Here is a 3,699-nt window from a genome sequence, read left to right as displayed (position 1 = left end):
GTCGAGGAAAACGTCATCGCCGGCGGCGCCGGCAGCGCGGTGCTGGAATTCCTGCAAGCGCAGCGGATACTGATGCCGGTCCTGGCCCTGGGCCTGCCCGACCGCTTTGTCGAGCAGGGCGCCCGCGACGAACTGCTGAGCTTGTGCGGTTTAGACGCCAAGGGGTTGTTGGCCAGTATCGAAACTTTTTGCGCTTGAGTCGCGCGGCATTTTGCCGGTGGCAATGAATTTGGGTAGACTCTACGGTCAGTGTCCCGCGTCCGGAGTCTACCCGCCATGAGCAGCATCATTCTCGATACGCTCGAATTCGCCAACAAACTCAAAGCCGGTGGCTTTACCGAGCAGCAGGCCGAGGCCCAGGCCAGGGCGATTGCCGAAATCGTCGAGCGGCAGTTGGTAAACCGCCAAGATTTCGAGCAACATCAAACCGACATCAAGCGCGACATCCACACCTCGGAAAATCGGCTGGAAATTCGCATCAAGGAACTGGAAACCACGCTAAGCAAGGACATCGAAGTACTGCGCGCGGAAACGCGCCGCGACATCGCGGAAACGAAAGCTCATATTGCCGAAACCAAAGCCGAACTGATCCGCTGGGTCGTTGGCGTCGGCCTGCTGCAAACGGCGTTGGTCGCCGGTTTGCTGCTGAAGCTGGCCGCGCGCGTCTGACCGCGCCGATCGCTAACGGGCGCCAGTGGCCAAACTCAACAATTGCTCGGTCTGGCGGCGAATTTCGCCGGCGACCTGGCCGTCCAGGCTTTCCAGCCAACGCGGCGGAATGCCGGCCAAGCCGTAGCGCGCCCCGGCCAACATCCCGACCAGCGCGCCCGTCGTGTCGGCATCGCCGCCTTGATTGACCGTCGCCACCAGACACGACTCGAAATCATCGGTCGTGAAAAAATAGTGCAACACGGTTTGCAGCGTATCGACGATGTAGCCCGACGCCTTCCCCGGATAGGGCTCAAACGCAAATAGCGGAAGTTGTTCGACCAACTCGGTAGCCAGAGCCCGGCACACCGCAACCTCCTCGCCAGACAACAAAGCTTGCGTCATTCGCCCCACTGTCAAGGTCGCGGCGTCGGATAAGGGGTTGTGATGGGTAATCCTGCCCTGTTCCAGACTCCAGCGTTCGAACTGGGCTGGCCGATGCAAGGTCGCCAAAACCACCGGCAGATTGCGCATGCAGGCGCCGTTGCCGGCCTCGTCGTCGCGCGGTAGGCCAATCAGTTCGCCGTCGTCGCGGTAGCGAACGATGCCGCGCCGGCAAGTCATGCCGACATCGGGCGGCTCGCCGTCCAACCACGCCACGAAATGGTCGGCCACCGTCGCCAAATCCCAGTCCGGCCGGGCGAGTATCGCCGCACCCAAGGCCAGCGACATCTGGGTGTCGTCGGTCACCTGTCCCGGCGCCAAACCCAACCAGCCCCCGCCGATCATCTCGCGGTGCACGCCAAAGCGCTTTTGAATGCGCTTGGGCGACATAAACTCCACCGTCGCGCCCAACGCATCGCCGCAGGCAAAACCCAAGTAAGCGCCCAGCGCGCGGTCCAACAAATCGCCATTCATCTTGCCACCTTGACCCGATAATCGCCGCCGATCACCAAATATTCCGCCTCGCCGTGCAAGGCATGGTGCGGCAGCAACTCGCTAAAAAACACCAGTTTCACGACCGGCACCTCCACTTGCAATATGTAACCGCCGAATTCGCTAGCTATGCTGGGCGTATCGGTAAACGAGGAAATACTATTGAAGCGGACGATCTTCATATGATCGTCGCCGTCGCCAATCACCCACTCGCCCAAATCGTTGACGCCCCGGTACAGGGTTTTATGGCTGGCCGCCGGCACCCGAAACCGGGCGATCGCCCATTGGCAAAACTCGTACAACAGATCCAACTGCATGAAGATGCAGTTGTTGTGATAACGGCTGTTCATTTTTTCTTCGACATAGGCCAGCCAATCCGGACTCATAAAACTGGTGATCCGGGTTTTGTGGTAGTTCGGAAACAAGCCGAAGCGGCTTTCCACCCACCCCTTCAGCACCGCGCCCTGGGCATTGTTGGAATCCAGCCCCCAATCCTGAATCAAGCGCAAATAGCTATTACGGTAACGGCGCCGGCCTTGGGCATCGTCGCGCAAGCGCTGCTCGGCTTCGAAACCGAACACCACGCACATATAGTCCTGAAACACCTCGCCGCATTGCGCCAACGTGGCCTGTTCAGACAATTTGTCGAACAGACCGTGGGCCGCCTCGCGGGTGCCGGCAATGTGCAGGGATTTGGGATAGTCGTTGAACAGATGGCTCGCGATGCATTCCGTCGCCACGCCGATCAGGTTGGTACTGTGTCCGTGGCGGGAAATGTCGGGCATGATCGGGTGGGCAAGTTTGAAAAAGACGGTTACCGAAACATTCTCACATCGAACACCCGGATTTGCCAAACCGCCGTAGCCCGCCATCGGTTGTGACCTTGAATCCGGACACCGAAGCCGACCGGCGCTCCAGCGACGGATCGAAACGCGTAGATTTGTGATTGACAGCCCGCGCGCGGCGGGAATAAAGTCTGCTAGCCGATTGATTCACAAACAAAAATAATGCTCCAAAATCGGCATCACAATAACTATACACGGGAGAATCAGATGAAAAACTATGTAGCCGAGTCCCTAGGGACTTTCTGGTTGGTGCTGGGCGGCTGCGGCAGTGCCGTATTGGCCGCCGCGTTTCCGCAAGTCGGTATCGGCCTGCTGGGCGTATCGCTGGCTTTCGGATTGACGGTGTTGACGATGGCTTACGCGATCGGCCATATCTCGGGCTGCCACCTCAACCCGGCGGTATCGGTCGGCCTGTGGATGGGCGGGCGGTTTCCGGCCAAGCAGTTATTGCCTTACATTGCCGCGCAAGTCGTCGGCGCGGTGATTGCCGGCGGTGTGCTGTATCTGATCGCCAGCGGCAAGGCCGGTTTCGACGTGTCCGCCGGCTTTGCCTCCAACGGCTACGGCGAACATTCGCCGGGCGGCTACTCGCTGTTGGCGGCGCTGGTCACCGAGGTGGTGATGACGATGATGTTTCTGCTGGTGATCCTCGGCGCCACCGACGCCCGCGCTCCGCAAGGACTGGCGCCGATCGCGATCGGCCTGTGCCTGACCTTGATTCATTTGATCAGCATTCCGGTCACCAACACCTCGGTCAACCCGGCCCGCAGCCTCGGCGTCGCGCTGTACGTCGGCGATTGGGCCTTGGCGCAACTCTGGCTGTTCTGGGTCGCACCGTTTATCGGCGCGATCTTGGGCGCTTTGGCGTATCGTTTCATCGGTGGGCCGGCCGAGTAGGAATTGAGCCCGGTTAGCGCGCGTCCAGCCCATTGTTCCGGCGGCAACGGCCGGAACAATGGGAACCGACAGCGTCAGGCCAGCGACATTCGGGGCCTGAATTTCGGCATTCCCTTGCGACATCGCGGCTTGCTTCGTACTAAGAACGACGAAGCCTGGGCATCGCTCCGGCAAATCAAGATCATAGTCGGACGACCTCTTCGCGGCAAAGGCGCGCTCCTCCAATGACCTTCATCGGAGTCGCATAGCCGCCCGACCTCCCGTTACCCCCCAAACTGCTTGGCGATTGGATTATGACGATAAAGACCTACAAAGGCCGCGGCAACGTTTCCGGCGCGGTGGCCTTGGACGAACGACGTTTTGTCGTCGCCGA

Annotated in this window: 5 protein-coding genes; 3 read left to right on the top strand and 2 right to left on the bottom strand. The window is 60.0% G+C overall.

What is annotated here, in order from left to right; translation table 11 throughout:
* Both AC3B8H_RS19395 and AC3B8H_RS19390 read left to right on the top strand, forming a co-directional pair.
* A partial coding sequence (locus tag AC3B8H_RS19395; protein ID WP_488443166.1) for a transketolase C-terminal domain-containing protein occupies window positions 1-198 on the top strand: 198 nt, incomplete at its 5' end.
* Window positions 199-276: 78 nt separating this feature from the next.
* The gene (locus tag AC3B8H_RS19390; protein ID WP_488443165.1) at window positions 277-669 is read left to right on the top strand and encodes a CCDC90 family protein; all 393 of its coding nucleotides are present in this window, start codon (window positions 277-279) and stop codon (window positions 667-669) included.
* Between the two features lie 12 nt (window positions 670-681).
* Here AC3B8H_RS19390 and draG read toward each other — a convergent pair whose 3' ends face one another.
* Both draG and AC3B8H_RS19380 read right to left on the bottom strand, forming a co-directional pair.
* Window positions 682-1,566, bottom strand: coding sequence for an ADP-ribosyl-[dinitrogen reductase] hydrolase (draG, locus tag AC3B8H_RS19385; RefSeq protein WP_488443164.1), 885 nt, complete (start codon window positions 1,564-1,566; stop codon window positions 682-684).
* Complete coding sequence (locus tag AC3B8H_RS19380) at window positions 1,563-2,369, bottom strand: NAD(+)--dinitrogen-reductase ADP-D-ribosyltransferase (protein ID WP_488443163.1); 807 nt, start codon at window positions 2,367-2,369, stop codon at window positions 1,563-1,565. The genes draG and AC3B8H_RS19380 overlap by 4 nt, the downstream gene beginning before the upstream one ends.
* A gap of 267 nt (window positions 2,370-2,636) precedes the next feature.
* Here AC3B8H_RS19380 and aqpZ point away from each other — a divergent pair, with 267 nt between their 5' ends.
* On the top strand, window positions 2,637-3,326 hold the full coding sequence (aqpZ, locus tag AC3B8H_RS19375) for an aquaporin Z (RefSeq protein ID WP_488443162.1): 690 nt from the start codon (window positions 2,637-2,639) through the stop codon (window positions 3,324-3,326).
* The last annotated feature ends 373 nt before the right edge of the window (window positions 3,327-3,699 follow it).

This window comes from Methylomonas sp. BG-2, assembly GCF_057766305.1.
The sequence above is the reverse complement of the archived record's forward strand: the minus strand, read 5'-3'. Positions and strand labels throughout refer to the sequence as shown.